The organism is Tenacibaculum todarodis (assembly GCF_001889045.1).
GTDB classification, from domain to species: domain Bacteria; phylum Bacteroidota; class Bacteroidia; order Flavobacteriales; family Flavobacteriaceae; genus Polaribacter; species Polaribacter todarodis.
Map to the genome: position 1 here is coordinate 386779 of NZ_CP018155.1, position 15480 is coordinate 402258.

At 29.3% G+C, this 15480-nt stretch carries 18 protein-coding genes; 10 read left to right on the plus strand and 8 right to left on the minus strand.

Features of this window, described 5'->3' with window-relative positions:
* Positions 1-48 precede the first annotated feature (48 nt).
* The 5 genes from LPB136_RS01785 to LPB136_RS01805 all read right to left on the minus strand — a co-directional run bounded on the left by LPB136_RS01785 (position 49) and on the right by LPB136_RS01805 (position 3550).
* On the minus strand, positions 49-561 hold the full coding sequence (locus tag LPB136_RS01785) for a GNAT family N-acetyltransferase (protein ID WP_072554494.1): 513 nt from the start codon (positions 559-561) through the stop codon (positions 49-51).
* A gap of 81 nt (positions 562-642) precedes the next feature.
* A complete protein-coding gene (locus LPB136_RS01790; RefSeq protein WP_083426163.1) occupies positions 643-1842 on the minus strand; it encodes a M23 family metallopeptidase in 1200 nt (399 codons plus the stop codon).
* Between the two features lie 24 nt (positions 1843-1866).
* Positions 1867-2793 carry a hypothetical protein gene (locus tag LPB136_RS01795; protein WP_072554496.1) on the minus strand — a complete coding sequence of 309 codons (927 nt, stop codon included), beginning with the start codon at positions 2791-2793 and terminating at the stop codon, positions 1867-1869.
* A complete protein-coding gene (locus LPB136_RS01800) occupies positions 2790-3032 on the minus strand; it encodes a DUF1272 domain-containing protein (RefSeq protein ID WP_072554497.1) in 243 nt (80 codons plus the stop codon). The genes LPB136_RS01795 and LPB136_RS01800 overlap by 4 nt, the downstream gene beginning before the upstream one ends.
* Positions 3026-3550, minus strand: a complete 525-nt coding sequence (locus LPB136_RS01805; RefSeq protein WP_072554498.1) for a DinB family protein — start codon at positions 3548-3550, stop codon at positions 3026-3028. The genes LPB136_RS01800 and LPB136_RS01805 overlap by 7 nt, the downstream gene beginning before the upstream one ends.
* Before the next feature lie 84 nt (positions 3551-3634).
* Here LPB136_RS01805 and pdxR point away from each other — a divergent pair, with 84 nt between their 5' ends.
* Complete coding sequence (gene pdxR / locus LPB136_RS01810; protein WP_072554499.1) at positions 3635-5119, plus strand: MocR-like pyridoxine biosynthesis transcription factor PdxR; 1485 nt, start codon at positions 3635-3637, stop codon at positions 5117-5119.
* Here the strand turns inward: pdxR and prmC are convergent.
* The 3 genes from prmC to LPB136_RS01825 are packed head-to-tail and all read right to left on the minus strand — an operon-like array spanning position 5103 to position 7892.
* Positions 5103-5960: a peptide chain release factor N(5)-glutamine methyltransferase gene (prmC, locus tag LPB136_RS01815; protein ID WP_072554500.1), complete on the minus strand. Its 858-nt coding sequence runs from the start codon at positions 5958-5960 to the stop codon at positions 5103-5105. The genes pdxR and prmC overlap by 17 nt on opposite strands.
* A gap of 6 nt (positions 5961-5966) precedes the next feature.
* Complete coding sequence (cls, locus tag LPB136_RS01820; protein WP_083426164.1) at positions 5967-7391, minus strand: cardiolipin synthase; 1425 nt, start codon at positions 7389-7391, stop codon at positions 5967-5969.
* Positions 7392-7400: 9 nt separating this feature from the next.
* Entirely contained in the window at positions 7401-7892 is a 492-nt protein-coding gene (locus tag LPB136_RS01825; protein ID WP_072554501.1) for a GNAT family N-acetyltransferase, read from the minus strand.
* A 55-nt stretch (positions 7893-7947) separates the two neighbouring features.
* On the opposite strand from LPB136_RS01825, the gene LPB136_RS01830 reads away from it, so the two are divergent.
* From LPB136_RS01830 to rpsA, 9 genes are all read left to right on the plus strand, one after another.
* Positions 7948-8412 carry an LEA/WHy family protein gene (locus LPB136_RS01830; protein WP_072554502.1) on the plus strand — a complete coding sequence of 155 codons (465 nt, stop codon included), beginning with the start codon at positions 7948-7950 and terminating at the stop codon, positions 8410-8412.
* Positions 8413-8445: 33 nt separating this feature from the next.
* Positions 8446-9459, plus strand: coding sequence for a bifunctional diaminohydroxyphosphoribosylaminopyrimidine deaminase/5-amino-6-(5-phosphoribosylamino)uracil reductase RibD (gene ribD / locus LPB136_RS01835; protein ID WP_237267410.1), 1014 nt, complete (start codon positions 8446-8448; stop codon positions 9457-9459).
* Positions 9452-10057 carry an HAD-IA family hydrolase gene (locus LPB136_RS01840; RefSeq protein ID WP_072554504.1) on the plus strand — a complete coding sequence of 202 codons (606 nt, stop codon included), beginning with the start codon at positions 9452-9454 and terminating at the stop codon, positions 10055-10057. Before ribD ends, LPB136_RS01840 begins: the two co-directional genes overlap by 8 nt.
* Before the next feature lie 68 nt (positions 10058-10125).
* Entirely contained in the window at positions 10126-10923 is a 798-nt protein-coding gene (locus LPB136_RS01845; protein ID WP_335743864.1) for an EamA/RhaT family transporter, read from the plus strand.
* Between the two features lie 2 nt (positions 10924-10925).
* Positions 10926-11537, plus strand: a complete 612-nt coding sequence (locus LPB136_RS01850) for an IMPACT family protein (RefSeq protein WP_072554506.1) — start codon at positions 10926-10928, stop codon at positions 11535-11537.
* Between the two features lie 35 nt (positions 11538-11572).
* Complete coding sequence (locus tag LPB136_RS01855) at positions 11573-11989, plus strand: META domain-containing protein (protein WP_072554507.1); 417 nt, start codon at positions 11573-11575, stop codon at positions 11987-11989.
* A gap of 93 nt (positions 11990-12082) precedes the next feature.
* Complete coding sequence (locus LPB136_RS01860; RefSeq protein WP_072554508.1) at positions 12083-12592, plus strand: DUF3124 domain-containing protein; 510 nt, start codon at positions 12083-12085, stop codon at positions 12590-12592.
* Between the two features lie 92 nt (positions 12593-12684).
* A complete protein-coding gene (locus LPB136_RS01865; RefSeq protein WP_072554509.1) occupies positions 12685-13299 on the plus strand; it encodes a hypothetical protein in 615 nt (204 codons plus the stop codon).
* Positions 13300-13476: 177 nt separating this feature from the next.
* The gene (gene rpsA, locus LPB136_RS01870; protein ID WP_072554510.1) at positions 13477-15282 is read left to right on the plus strand and encodes a 30S ribosomal protein S1; all 1806 of its coding nucleotides are present in this window, start codon (positions 13477-13479) and stop codon (positions 15280-15282) included.
* The last annotated feature ends 198 nt before the right edge of the window (positions 15283-15480 follow it).

Genomic DNA, 15480 nt, shown 5'->3' on the forward strand with positions numbered 1-15480 from the left:
GTTGGTATTGCTATTATTCTATATAAATACCCATTATGGGCTTTTATCTTATATTTCTTTTGATAAAACAAAGTTTTCGTACTTCTTACCGTTTACAAGAAAATTAAATTCGCCAATACTTTTAAATTCATTTCGGTCATAAAATTTAATGCCTCTTTCATTTTTAATATAAACTGAAAGCCACATAGAACTTGCTTTTTTTTCTTTGGCTTTTTCAATGATAAAATCCAAAAAAGGTTGCCCTAATTTCATTGATAAAAAATGATTTAAAATGTAAATTCTTTCCAACCTGCAACTGCTGTTTTCAGTTTTATCTTCAAACGGAGTATTTAATATAATTTTTGAATATCCAACAGGTAAATTATCTACATAAATAATATGAAAAAGGTTGTTTTTGTCTTCTAATTCTTCTTTTGTTTTTTTGATTGAAAATGCGTTGGTACAATAGGCTAATAAATCTTTTTGATCATCAATAAAATGGCCATGAGATTCTGTGTATGTAATTCTTCCTAAAAGCGCTATAACTTCAGCATTTGAAGATGTTGCTAATTTAAAATTCATTATTCTTAATATGTTAGTTTATAATATTCTTAAATGATATTCGTTAAAAAAAAACAAGTCTTTGTGTATATTGATATAGTTTTACTTTATTTCAATTAATCCATATCCAATTGGGAATTCATTGTTTTTTCTCTGTGAATATAAGGAGTCTAAAGGAATGTTGTTTTTATGAAAAAAACTAGAAACTTCTTCAGCCGAATAGTTTTTTAGCTGAATAAATTCTTTAAGATGATAAGGTATTCCTTCTTCCCCCATTGGTGTGTTACTTTTAGATTCTAAATGAAAATGTAAATGAGGTAAATCTGAATTTCCACTGTTTCCTAATAAGCCAATTACTTGCCCTTTTTTAACCTTATCTCCAATACTTACTTTAATACTACTAGGTATTAAATGGCCATAAATAGCGTGTATTTTATTACCAATATCAATAACAACATAATTACCTGCAATTGTTTTATTTGTAATACGAACGGCCATTTCATTTGATAATGGTTCGTTTTCTATTATATCATTTTTTAAATCTACAACAACTCCATCGGCAACGGAAACTATTTCAACACCATATCCATACCAATTTTCATTTTCTTTAATATTGTTTTTTGCAAAGCTTTCATCATCATTTACAAAGATCCAATCTAAGGCAAATCGTTGAGGGTAAATGACCTTGCCATTTGAATAAAATCTACTATTCTTATGGCTTTCTGCTTCATATAACCATTTTCCTTTTTTGTTAAATGGTAGGCCTAATGTTAGTTCAGTTTTATTAGGAATATCTAAAATTGTTGTTTCTATAGAGTAGGCAATAGCTTTTCCGTTTGGTTTAAGTGTATTGAAATAAAGTTTATGGTACATCTTTTCAGGGATGTTTTTACTATCATTAAATTCCAAATTTAAATTAAGGTTTCCAAATTGATTTGTGGAAATTAAATTTAACTTACTTTCATTTCTTAAATTCGGACGCTCAATATTTTTATTTATGTAAATAGAATCAAAAGTTGCAATTGGTAATTTAGATGAGGAATAACTATATATTTCAACTTTTTCTAATTCTATGTAAGTTTTAAAATTGTTAAAAATATTTAACTCGTATGTAAGATAATTTTTTTCATTTACGCTAATTAGGTTACTTAAAAAAGAAACGTTTGTTTCAATAGGAAAATTAGATTCTTTAAGTTTATGTAAAACCTCTTTAGTAGACGTTTTACATAAAATTTTAGATTCTTTAATTTTTTTACAACTAGTAATTATCAAGAGAAAGCTTAATAAGAATATGTACTTCATAAATTTTATTTTAAATGATCAATTTTAATTATTTAGCATCCATTTTATTAAACTTTTCTTATCTACAATAGACCAAGAATGTGGATTGCGTTCTCCATTTGAACGATAACCCTTATTTACTGTTTTTATCAATTCAATTTTATTATTATTAAACTTTTTTTGTAAAACGTTGCTTAGTTTTTCTATCGAATAAGCATTTAAGTCTTCTTTTTCAAACCGTCTGTTTACTTTCCAATAATTGAAGTCGGGTTCAGTGTAAAGTCTTATTTTAGTGTTTTTTAAGCTAGAAATATTACCTGTAAAGTTAGTTTCTGAAGTAAAAGGCGAATTGTTTTCAAAATTAGAAATATTATCATTTGGGTTACCAAAATTGGTGTTAAATAGATTTATTAACCATGTTCCTTCTTGAACAGAAATCTCAGAAAAATTCCTCTTAATATTTCTTTCGCATTTTTTATAAAAAGCAAGTATGTCAATAGGTGAATCTACTACAAAAACACCTTTTGGTTGAATGTTATTGCTTGTCTTAATTAAGTGATTGGAAAGTAATAATGATATATTGCCACCTGTTGAAAATCCGCCAATATAAATATTGTTTTTTGGTAAATTGCTGTCTTTAAATACCTTTTTAAGAAGATTTGTTAATTGTATTTTATCTTTTTCTGTTAGCCAGAATTTCTGATTGAAATTTAAATATAGAACAGCTATATTATTTTCTTTAGCGTCTTTAAGTATTTTAAACTCTCTCTCTATTGCTTTTGCATTTTCTGCATAATTTCCAAAAAGTATTAAAACAGCATTTGCTTTGTCTACAGGATTATTTAATTCATAACTGTCTTCAATTATATTTTTGTATTCTGATGTGTAAGTGTTTAGTTTTTTCTCATAAAGGCTATTTTTACAAGAAGAAAAAATTATTAAAATGAATAATATTCCTATATTTTTTTTCATTTTTCTAAGTCTTTTGGTTTATAAACCCTTATTTCTGAAGCTGGATATTTCTCAATCATTTTTGAAGGTCTAATTGGTCTTTCAACAAAATTACCTGAACAACTTGGGCAGACGTTTTTAAAAATTTCTATTGCGCATGTCTTACAATACGTACATTCAAAAGAACAAATCATAGCTTCTGTTGACGTGTTTAGTAAATCTTTGTTGCAATGTTCGCAATTAGGCCTAATTTCTAGCATGATAAATAGCGTTCTTTTATAACGTTAATATGCCAAACACTGTGTCCTAGTAATAAGAAAGCACAAGCTCTGGCGGACATTGGAGAACCACTTGCAGTTCCCATATTTTTTAAGTTATCTTCAGAAATACTATTGATTAAGTTCATTGTGTATAAACGTGTAATTGTAAACTCGTGCGTTAACGCTTCAATAGATTTGCTGTCTGCTCCAGAAGGTTTAATGTACACATCTTGATCGTAACCTGGTAAAGGTGTTTTGTCTTCTCTGGCAATTCTTAATAAACGATGCATAAAAATACGTTCTGTATCAATAATATGTTGCAATACTTCTTTTATGCTCCATTTTTGGGGTTGATAACGGAATTCTAATTTATCTTTTGGTACAGAAGAAAAGAAATCAATTACCATTTTTTTATCCTCTTCAAGAGCGGGAATTAATACCGTTTCATCTGAAACAGAATCTATATACCTTGCGTAATATTCGTTGTATTCAGTAGATTTTAAATCTTGTTTTTTCATTTTGTTGTTGTTATATAGTTCAAAAATAATATATTTATGGATCGTTGTAGTCGTCCAGAATAAATATAATTAATAGTCCAGTTTATGTTTCCTTTTAAAACCAGTTTTACTTTAGATAGAAAAATATCAAAACCATTGTACTTGCAATTATCTAATCAATTTATTCAATTGATAAAAGAACAAAAATTACCGCCCAAAACCAAATTACCAGGAAGTAGAACTTTAGCAGAACTGTTAAATATCCATAGGAAAACAGTTGTTGCATCTTATGATGAATTAATTTTACAAGGTTGGATAGAAAGTGTTGCTAAAAAAGGAACTTTTGTGCATAGTAATTTACCGTTGTTACATCAAACAGAATTCTCAAAATCGAATTTTACTTCAGAAAAACAAAAAACTGGATTCTTTTTTTATAAAAATGAAGTATTTACTTCAAAAAATATAATTAAAGATGAAGCGGTAATGTATTTAAATGATGGTGTTTCTGACGGAAGACTTACTCCAATTGAAGAAATAGCAAGAACATATAGAAGAATTACAAACAAGAAAAATGTTTTTAATCATTTGGGATATAATTCTCCTTATGGAAACGAAAAATTAAGAGGGGTTTTAGTTAATTATTTGAATGAAACCAGAGGATTGCAAGTTGCAAAAGAAAATGTTTTAATAACACGCGGAAGTCAAATGGGAATTTGGTTGTCGTCTCAATTATTGCTAAAAAAAGGTGACGTAATTGTAACAGGAGAAACAAATTATGCCTCAGCTACAACAACATTTAAAAATCAACAAGCAATCATAAAAATTGTTGAGGTTGATGAAAACGGAATTGTTACTGACAATATTGAAGCCATTTGCAAAAAGCAACAAATTAAGGCTGTTTATGTAACATCTCATCATCATCACCCAACAACAGTTACGTTGTCTGCGGAAAGAAGAATTCATCTTTTAAACTTGTCTACACAATACAATTTTGCAATTATTGAAGATGATTATGATTACGATTTTAATTATAATCACGCACCAATTTTACCTTTAAAAAGCCATGATACAAACGGAAATGTTATTTATATTGGTTCGGTTTGTAAAACAGTAGCACCAGTTTTTAGAGTTGGTTATTTAATTGCTTCTAAAGAATTTGTAGATGAAGCTGCAAGTCGAAGAAAAATTGTGGATAGGCAAGGTGATGAACTATTGGAATTAACCTTTGCAGATTTTATACATTCAGGAGATTTAGATAGGCACATTAGAAAAGTGATGAAAATTTACAAGCAACGAAGAGATTTGTTTTGTAATTTGTTTTCTAAAGAATTAAATGCTTTTTTTCAGTTTGAAAAACCAAAAGGAGGAATGGCGATTTGGGCAATTCTAAACAAAAAATATTCTTGGAAACAAGTTGTAAAAGAGGCTCAGAAACATAAATTAATAATAGGTGATTTTAACCGTTATGACATGGGAAATTTAAAGCATAACGGAATTAGAATTGGTTTTGCAAGTTATACTGAAGCAGAAATTTACGAGTTAATTTTTCGATTTAAAAAAACAATGTTTGCAATTAAAGATTCGCTTTAATCATTCTGTCGTTTCCAGAAAAATCTTTTTTCAATTCTATATTTTTAAAACCTTTTTTTGCCAGCATTTCAATAGTTTCATTCCCTAAATATTGATTGATTTCAAAAAATAACAATCCGTTTTCAGAAAGATGTAATTTGGCTAAATCAGCAATTTTATCATAAAAAATTAGCGGATTATCGTCTTCTACAAACAGCGCTAAATGTGGTTCGTTTTCTAAAACATTATTTTTGATTTCAACTTTTTCTAGTTCTCTAACGTACGGCGGATTGGAAACAATAATATCGTAACTTTCAGGTAAATCATTTGCTGATAAAATATTAGTCTCTATAAAACTAATGCCAACTGAATTTAATGTAGCATTTTCTTCCGCAGTTTTTAAAGCCTCTTTAGAAACATCAATTGCAGAAACTGTAACGTTTGGTAAAATCTTTTTTAAAGAAATAGGAATACAACCTGTTCCGGTTCCGATGTCAAGAATAGAAATGTCTTGTTTCTTGTCTCTTTTTTCTTTTATCTCTGTAATAATCCACTCCACTAATTCTTCGGTTTCTGGTCTTGGAATTAACGTGTTTTTATTTACTAAAAAAGGCAATCCGTAAAACTCCGTATTTCCTAAAATATATTGAATTGGTTCTTCGTTTTTCAATTTTTCAATAGCAGCATTAAAAAAAGATAAAACTTCCGAAGGAATTATAAAATCGGCTTTTAAAACCGAGTCAATTCGTTGGAAATCTAACTTTTCTTCAATCAATAAAAAGAAAAAAGTATCTATTTCTGTTTTAGGATAATTTAAGTTTAATTTATTGTTAATAAGGTTTTTAAATTGGGTAAGAGTCATAGGTTTTTATAATAGAGGACTGAGAAACCTACATAAACGTTCAAGTGTTTTTTGTTTGTTAGATCGCTTTAAAAAATCCTTTAAGTTAATTTTATTTGCTTTTTCCTTTCTTGTATTAAATTCGTCTCTAATTTCTGATGTTAGTTCAATGTCAAAAATTATTGCATTTAATTCATAATTGTGTTCAAAGCTTCTGCAATCAAAATTTGTAGAACCAATAGATGTAATTTCATCATCAATAAAAATTACTTTACCATGAGAAAAATCATCTCTTAAATAAATTTCAACACCAGCTTTTAATAAAATTTCAAAATAAGAATACATGCTATAAGTTGCCACTTTAGAATCGCTTTTTTTTGGTAAAACTAAGGTTACTTTAATCCCACTTAAAGCTGCAATTTTAAGGGCTTCTAAAATAGAAAAGCTAGGGATAAAATATGGATTCATTACGCAAATGCTTTTTTCAGCCAAATTTATAAAGCTTAAATATTGTTGCATTACAACAGCTTGTTCATAATCTGGACCACTTGAAACAATGTGTACTTTGGTGTTGCTTTTGGTTGTGTATTTCTTAATGTATTTTGCTTCTTTACTTAAATCTATTTCAGTTGCGTAGAAAAAATCTTTCAAAAAAGACTTATGCAAACTGGTTACAGCATCTCCTTCAATCTTAATGTGTGCATCTTGCCAGATACCTAAAGAATTATTATCTTTTATATATTTATCAGTAATGTTTACACCTCCAGTAAAGCCTATTTTATTGTCAATTATAGAAATTTTTCTATGATTTCTATAATTTAGAGTGAAAATGAAATTTCCATACTTCAACGGCATTTCTGGATGTATTTCTACACCAATCTTTTCGAACTCTTTTTTTATTTTATTATTTAATTGATAACTTCCAATAGCATCATATAAAATTCTAACTTCAACCTTTTCTTTCCTTTTTTGCTTTATTAGTTCTATTAATTCTGATAATATTTCGCCTTCTTCAATAATATAATATTGGAGATGTATAAACTCTTTAGCGTTTTTTATAGCTTTAAAAAGGGCTTCAAATGTTTTTTTACCATTTTTTAAAATTTGTACTTTATTGTTATTATTTAAATGAATACCTGTGTTATTGTAAATTAAGTTAGATATTTTTTGTGCTTTTACACTTTTAAGTTCATAGCTGTTTTTGTTTTCCTTATTGTTGAAAGAATTTTTAATATAATTTTTCCTCTTTTTTATTTCTTTTAGTTCAAAAAACCTAATCTTTCTTCGATTAATGCCAAATAATAAAAAAATGAAAACTCCAATAAATGGAAAAAAAAAGCAAATAAAAACCCAACTTAAAGATTTTGAAGGTTTTACGCCAAAATATAAGATATTGTAAAAAGCCCAACTAAAAAGTAAGATGTGAATTGTAGTAAGTATATAATATATCAAATCTATAATTTAAATTTCTTTCAACATCCAAACACTGCAAGAATAATGTCCGGTATTTCCCATTGGTTTGTCTAGATTTATAAAACCATTTTTTTTATATAAAGCTCTGGCAGCATCCATGTAAGGCATGGTTTCTAAGTAACAATGCGTGTAATTTAGCGCTTTTGCTTTTTCTAAACATTTAGTAATTAACTTACTTCCCAAACCTTTTCCTCTTGTAATGGGTAAGAAATACATTTTTTGAAGCTCGCAAGTTTCACCTTCAAAATTATCTAAAAGTGCAATTCCTACACCGCCAACAATTTTGTTTTTATGTTCAATTACAAAATAACTTGAACGTGGTTTTTGGTAGTTTTCAAACATTTGATCGGTTGCTTTATCTTCATAAGCTGTACCAATTTTTGGTGCGCCAAATTCAACCAAAACACTACGAATTACGTGTGCAATTTCTGGGTTGTCTTTCTGTTGAATTTCTCTAATAATAAAATCTTCGGTTGTCATTCCAATACACTATTTTTGCAGGAACAAGTTACATTAAATTTTAAAATATCAATATATGAAACGCATACTAATTTTGTGTTTGCTTACCGTATTAATTACTAGTTGTTCTGTAAGTAAAAAACCTGTTTTTGTAAAGGTAGATGATGTTAAATTAGTGTCTTTTAAGTCAGATACAATACGTTTGGCGGCAAAAGCGTACTTCCAAAATCCTAATGATGTTGGTGGAAAAATTTCTACAGATGAAATTAAGGTTTTTATAAACGGTACAGAATTAGCACAAGTTTCTTCAGAGGAATTTAAAGTGCCAGCAAGAGAAGATTTTGCAATTCCATTGAATGTAGTTGTACCTTCAAAAAGAGTTTTTGAAAACAACAAAAACGGAATTTTAGGAGGCTTATTGAATTCAATATTAAATCAGAATTTAAAAGTACAATTTAAAGGCGATTTAAAGTATAAAGTTTTTGGTTTTTCTAGAGTTTATAGTATTGATAAAACGGAAGAAGTTAAAATTAAATTATAAGTTATTACTAACGAGTTATATATAAAACGTTGTTTGCAACTTGCTAAAAACGGAATTGGGAATACACGTCCAAATCCGTCAGTTGGTGCTGTAATTGTTCATGATAATAAAATTATTGGTGAAGGATTTACATCAGCCTACGGTGGAAATCACGCAGAAGTAAATGCTATAAATTCGGTTGAAAATAAAGAGTTATTAAAACAAGCTACAATTTATGTTACGCTAGAACCTTGCTCACATTTTGGTAAAACGCCGCCTTGTGCCGATTTAATTGTAAAACATAAAATACCCAATGTAGTAATTGGTTGTGTGGACACAAATAGTTTGGTTGCAGGAAAAGGAATTGAACGACTAGAAAATGCCGGAATTAACGTTACAGTTGGTGTTTTAGAAGCTGAATGTTTAGAACATCACAAACGTTTTTTTACAGTTCAGAACAAAAAACGACCGTACATTATTTTAAAATGGGCGCAAACTCAGGACGGGTTTATAGCTCCAATTTCTAAAGATGAACAAAAACCAGTGTGGATTTCCAATCAATATTCACAACAGTTGGTTCATAAATGGAGAAGTGAAGAACACGCAATTTTAGTAGGAACAAATACGGTTGTTGCAGATAATCCTAAATTAAATGTAAGAAGTTGGTCAGGAAATAATCCTGTAAGAATTGTGTTGGATGCAAATTGTCGTTTAGACAAAAAAGCGAATGTTTTTGATGGTAGTGTTGAAACAATTGTTCTGGTAGATTCAAGAAACAAGAAGCAAGAAGTAGGATCAAATTTGATTTTTGAGCAAATAGATTTCTCTAAAAATATCGCAAAACAAATTTGTGAAGTTTTACAAAAACATAAAATTCAGTCGGTAATTATTGAAGGAGGAAGACAAACGTTGCAAACCTTTATCGATGAAAATCTGTGGGACGAAGCGCGGGTTTTTACAGGAGAAACGTCTTTTGAAAGTGGAGTAGCAGCACCGCAATTTTCGGCAAAGCTTTCTTCCGAAGAAAAAATAAAAAGCGATACGCTAAAAATATATAGAAATGATTAAAAATATAGTTTTCGATTTTGGTGATATTTTCATCAATTTAGACAAACAAGGAACTTATAAAGAATTAGCAAAATTAGGTGTTACAGAGATTTCTGAAAAGATGATTTCTGTATATCATCAATATGAAAAAGGCTTAATTTCTACGGATGAATTTGTGGGTTTTTATCATAAAGAATTCAATATAGACAAAGACGATTTAATTAGAAGTTGGAATGCCATTTTGTTAGATTTTCCGAAGGAAAGGTTAGCCTTTTTAAAAGAACTTGCTGCAAGTGAAAAATATAGATTGTTTTTATTAAGCAATACAAACGAGTTGCATATTTCTTGGATTCAAGAAGATTGGGGAATGGAATTGTACAACGAGTTTAAAAACTGTTTTGAGCAGTTTTATTTGTCGCATGAAATTAATTTTAGAAAGCCAGATTCTGAGATTTATCAATTTGTGTTAGATCAAAATAAGTTAGTTGCAGAAGAAACTCTTTTTGTAGACGATTTAAAGGAGAATACAGATTCAGCAAAAGAAGTAGGTTTACAGGTTTGGAATTTAATTCCTGGCGAAGAAGATGTAACAGAATTATTCACCAAAAAAGAATTTTAGATTTGATGTACCTTGTTTTAAGTATACTAATTTCTAGTTTACTATTTGTTATTTTTAAGTTGTTTGATGTGTTTAAAATTAACACGCTACAAGCAATTGTTGTAAATTATATAATTGCGTTTTCTTTTGGAATTTTCACATCAGATATTTCAATGGCTGTTGCAGAAGTACCAAAACAACCGTGGTTTATTGGCGCGTTTTGTTTGGGAATTCTGTTTATTTCTATTTTTAATGTAATGGGAATTACAGCGCAAAAAAACGGATTGTCAGTTGCGTCAGTAGCAGGAAAAATGTCTGTGGTAATTCCAATTATATTTGGAATTATAGTATACAATGAAAGTGTTGGCATTGTAAAAGTTGTTGGGATTTTATTGGCGTTAGTTGCTGTGTATTTGTCATCAGCAAAAAACGACAATTCTCCTGTAAAATTTAAGAATTTACTATTTCCATTATTGCTTTTTGTAGGTTCTGGAGTTTTAGATACCGCCTTAAAATATGTAGAAACTAATTCGGTTTCAGAAACTAATGTTCCCCTATTTTTGGCAACCATTTTTGGATGTGCCTTTGTGTTAGGAAGCATCTTAATTGTTATTCAGATTGTACGCGGAAAATTAAAATTCCAATGGAAAAACGTTTTAGGTGGAATTGCACTTGGAATTCCGAATTACTATTCAATGGAGTTTTTGTTAAAAGCCTTTAAAACAGATATAGAAAGTTCAACGTTATTCACCATAAATAATGTAGGAATTGTGATTTTAACTACTGTTTTTGCATTGTTGTTTTTTCAGGAAAAACTAATAAAAAAGAATTGGGTTGGTATTTCGTTAGCTGTAATTAGCATAATTTTAGTAACTTTTGGTTCTTAACTATGGAAGAAAAAGATACTTATAAAACAATTACTTCTGCTTCGGAAGAAACGCTATTTAAAGACAGAAATAGTAAGTTTTTTGGGTACGCTTTTCCGGTTTTTAATGAAGACGATGTTAAAGAGTCTTTAGAAATCTTAAAAAAGAAACATCATTCTGCACGTCATTTTTGTTATGCTTGGCAATTTGGAGTTGAGAAAATTCGCTTTAGAGCAAATGACGATGGAGAACCAAGTAATTCTGCCGGAATGCCAATTTATGGACAAATTCAATCTTTTGATGTAACCAATATTTTAATAGTTTCTGTCCGTTATTTTGGAGGAACAAAATTAGGTGTTGGCGGATTGATAAATGCCTACAGAACTTCGGCACAAATGGCTTTGGAAGCTTCTCATATTGTTGAAAAAACCATAGATATTCAATACAAGCTTACTTTTGAATACGATATGATGAATAAAGTACAACGTGTTGTAAAAGAACGCAACTTAAATATTATTGCTCAAAAATTAGAAATGAATTGCGAGTATACAATTTCAGTAAGAAAAAAAGAAGCACAAACAATTTTTGAGATTTTCAACAATTTATTTAAAGTTGAAATTAAAGAATTGGAATAGTGTTTGTATAGAATGAATAAGAAAAAAAAGATATTATGAAACTTACTAAAATTGTATTGTTATTAATGAGTGTGGTTGTCTTTCAATCATGTGCAACAAAAGAAAAAGAAGTAAATAAAAATTTACATGATATTTGGGTGGTAACTCAAATAGATCAAAAAGCAATTGAAAAAACAGCTAAAACGCCACGTTTAGAAATAAATTTAACCACAATGAAAGTTATGGGAAACGATGGCTGTAATAATTTTTCAGGAACGTTAAATGAAGTTTCAGACACTAAGTTTGTAGTAGACAATCTTGCTTCAACCAGAATGATGTGTCCAAAAATGGATGTTACAGATAGTTTTAATAAAGCTATAAACAGTGTGGTTTCTTATAAATTAGAGAAGTTAAATCTTATTTTATTTGATGCAAACGGAAAAGAAGTTCTTAAGTTTCTAAAAGTAGATTAGTAATTGAGCTGATATTTAGTTGTTTCTAAGAGAAAATTTCTCGAACTTCGCTACAATTGTAAAATTTTGTTCAACAATACTTTAAAGAGAAAAATGAAAAACTATATCCTGTTAATTTTAGTGTTATTTTTAGCTGTTAGTTGTAATGAGAAAAAAGAAATTAGTTCTGTTAATCCGGAGAACTGGTTAAAAAGAAAAATAGATATCAGTAAAAAAGATTCGTTAGATTATGGGAAATCGTATTTATCTATTTACTCTCAAATTTATAGCATTTCAGAACATAAAAGACACAATTTAACAGCAACAGCTAGTTTAAGAAATACTAGCGATACAGATACAATTTATCTTTTAAAAGCAAAATATTACGATACACATGGCGCAGTTCTTAGAACGTATTTTGATTTCCCTATTTATTTAGCGCCAATGGAAACTACCGAAATAATTATAGACGAATCGGATATTGAAGGCGGAACAGGTTCTAACTTTATTTTTGAATGGAAAACCCCAAAAGGTACTCCAGAACCATTATTTGAAGGAATAATGAACTCTACAATGGGACAACAAGGACTTTCTTTTACTACGCATGCTAAACGAATTAAGTAGGTTTTGATAGTTTATTTTTCGATAATTTACCTAACGTTGAATATTCATATTAAAAAAAAAATGATATTCTTTTAACATTAGTAATAATTAAAATGAATCCAAGAAAATTAACCTTATTTAAAGAGAAAAAAGGAATTTATATTTCATTAGAAAATATTATCGCAATTTCATGGGCAGCTTTAATTTTTTTAATTTATTATTTAAAACAGTCATATGATTTTGATTTTAAGGGAATTGAAACTGGAATTCTTGTTCTTGGAACTATTTACATTATCGGACTTTTAATTAGTACTTTTTTTAGATATGAAAGTGAGGTAGGGGAATATTGTGGAAGAATAATTTTTCATGAAAATCATATAAATATTGAAAATAACGATTACTACCTTGAAGAAATACAGAAGCTAGAATTTTTCTCAACATTTGATGTTAAAGGAGATTTTACAAATTACCTTTTAGAATTTACACCACATTTATCTAATGGACTGAGTAATAGTTTTATTCTAACTTTGAAAAACGGAAAACAAATTGAATACAATTTTTTACAAACGAAATCTGAACAAATTAAATATTATAAAGATGTATTAACTAATTATTATAAAAAAGGAATTATAAGTTGGTTAGAATTGTTGAACACTTTAAATATTGAAGATTATAATGAAATTCAGAATTTTAAGAAAGAATTAACCGTTAACGAGCCATCTTTTTAACTCAAACAAACTCCTTAAAAACCAATTGTTTATTTAATAAAATTTCGTACATTTGCACTCCTTTTTACGAGAGCAGATTTGTAAAAGGAATTTATAAAATAAGAACAAGTTTAATATCTCTTAGAGTTAATATCGTTAAAAATCTGATTAATAATAAGATACAAAGTTAATTTCAGGATGTCTGAAGAAACAAAAAACACTACTGAAGAAGTAGTAACTACACCAGAAGCAGTTCAAGAAACTGTAAACCCAGCACAATTTTTAGCAACATTTAACTGGCATAAATACGAAGAAGGTATTGATGAGGTTGATGAATCTAAATTAGCAGAATTCGAAAAAGCGTTAGAAGGAACTGTAGGTTTCGTAAACGAACGTGATGTAATCGAAGGAACTGTAACAAGAATTACTGAGCGTGATGCAATTATTGACATCAACTCTAAGTCAGAAGGAGTTATTTCTTTAAACGAATTCCGTTACAACCAAGGTTTAGCTGTTGGAGATAAAGTAGAAGTATTAGTTGACAAAAGAGAAGATGCAACTGGTCAATTAGTATTATCTCACAAAAAAGCTCGTGTAATTAAAGCATGGGATAGAGTAAACAACGCACACGAAACAGGAGAAATCGTTAATGGTTTTGTTAAGTGTCGTACAAGAGGAGGTATGATTGTAGATGTATTTGGTATCGAAGCATTCTTACCAGGATCTCAAATTGACGTTAAGCCAATTAGAGATTACGATCAGTATGTAGAAAAAACTATGGAATTCAAAGTTGTAAAAATCAACCACGAATTTAAAAACGTAGTAGTATCTCATAAAGCGCTGATTGAAGCATATTTAGAAGATCAAAAGAAAGAAATCATTGGCCAATTAGAAAAAGGACAAGTATTAGAAGGTGTTGTAAAAAACATTACTTCTTATGGTGTGTTCGTAGATTTAGGTGGTGTAGATGGTTTAGTTCACATTACAGATTTATCTTGGTCAAGAATTAACCACCCTAATGAGGTTGTTGAGTTAGATCAAAAATTAAACGTTGTAATCTTAGACTTCGATGACAACAAATCTAGAATCCAATTAGGATTAAAACAATTATCAGCACACCCTTGGGAAGCTTTAAATACTGACTTAAAAGTTGGAGATAAAGTAAACGGAGAAGTAGTTGTAATTGCAGATTACGGTGCATTCGTAGAAATAGAAGAAGGTGTTGAAGGATTAATTCACGTATCAGAAATGTCTTGGTCTACACACTTACGTTCAGCTCAAGATTTCGTAAAAGTTGGAGATAAAGTAGAAGCGCAAGTTTTAACTTTAGACCGTGAAGACCGTAAAATGTCTTTAGGTATGAAACAATTACACCCAGATCCTTGGACAGATATTACATCTAAATATCCAGTAGGTTCTACGCACACAGGTATTGTACGTAACTATACAAACTTTGGTGTATTCGTAGAGATGGAAGAAGGTATAGACGGTTTAGTTTATATTTCTGATTTATCTTGGACTAAGAAAATTAAGCATCCATCAGATTTCGTATCTGTAGGAGACAAATTAGAAGTTCAAGTATTAGAATTAGACGTAGAAAACAGAAAATTAAACTTAGGTCATAAGCAAACACAAGACAATCCTTGGGATGGTCATGAAGCTACTTATGCTTTAGATTCTACACACTCAGGAACAATTAAAGACAAGAATGATAAAGGCGCAACTGTAACATTTGCAGATGGTGTAGAAGCATTCGTTCCTGGACGTTTATTAGAAAAAGAAGACGGAAGTAAATTAGGAAAAGGAGATTCTGCAGATTTCAAAATTATTGAATTCAGTAAAGAATACCGTAGAATAGTTGCTTCTCATACAGCTTTATTTAGAGAAGAAGAAAAGAGAAATATCAAAGCTGCTGCTAAAAAAGCTGCAGACGTTGAGAAAACAACTCTTGGAGACATCGGTGGATTAGCTGAGTTAAAGAAGAAAATGGATTCTAAGAATTAATATTCTTACTACCATAAATTACAGAAAGCCGTTACGTAAGTAGCGGCTTTTTTATTGCTCAAAATTTAGAGGACAAGTTTTTTGGCGTTCCCTTTCAGGTCGCGCTTTCCGCACTCGCTTTTTGTTCATACTTCACAAAAGAGCTCAAACAAACGCTTCAATCGCTAACGCGGTCGTACTTGCCAGTTACTGGTTTTT